This is a genomic window from Xanthomonas sp. A1809 (assembly GCF_017746015.1).
In the GTDB taxonomy this organism is placed as follows: domain Bacteria; phylum Pseudomonadota; class Gammaproteobacteria; order Xanthomonadales; family Xanthomonadaceae; genus Xanthomonas; species Xanthomonas euvesicatoria.
In genome coordinates, this window is record NZ_JAGHWZ010000030.1 from 1 (window position 1) to 805 (window position 805).

Annotated in this window: 1 pseudogene; it reads right to left on the reverse strand. The window is 59.0% G+C overall.

Annotated elements, in window-relative coordinates:
* Window positions 1-805 (reverse strand): annotated as a pseudogene (locus J7396_RS21720) (hemagglutinin); the annotation flags it as partial.

The following is an 805-nucleotide window of genomic DNA, read 5'->3' on the forward strand; positions in this document are numbered from 1 at the left end:
GCAACTGCGATGGCTGCGCCTGGTGCACCACCTAAAACACCGCCTATGGCTGCACTACCGGCCTCCATCAGGCTATTAAACGTCTCGCTATCGGGGTCAATATGTTGACTGACCAAATAATCAGCCATGACCTGCTTGGCTCTCTCAGAGCCTGCAGCCGAGATGGCACCACTAAGTGTACTCTCTCCTCCCAGTGCAGCGACGGCTGCACCTGTCAGGCCATGCAACAAAACTTTGTTTACTCCTCCGTCACTCCAGCTATTTTTACGAGCTAATGCATCTGCTTCCGCAGCTTTGTCCCCGGTGGCTCTTGCTGAGGCAAGGTCCAATGCCGCACGCTCTTGCATACTGCCGGCGATATCACCCGCTGCACGGAATCCAATCTCCCCAGCCAGCCCCATCAGCTCTTTCTGATCTTCGATCTTCTTCTGATCGAAGATCTCCTTCAGCCCGGACTGTTGCAACTCGGTTGCATTGCGATCCAATCCTGCCAGCGCGGACTCGTCGCCATTGCGGATCTGGATCGTGCCGGCCGCGATGTCGCTCTTGGTCGTGCTGCTCGAGCTGTCGCTGGCGTTGCCCAGCATGCTCAGCCCGGTACCGATGGCCATGCTGGCCATGCTGCTGCCCGTGCCGCCAGCCACCGAGACGCCGCTGGTCTTGTACTCCGCCTTGTTCTGCAGATCCTCGACCGTCAAGCTGTCGGTAGACAGCCGATTGAGGCTGGCATCGGCCGCACTTGCAATGGCACCGCCGACCAAGGCCGTGTTGCCGCCCACCTTAATGTCGAAGCCCCCATTGCCGG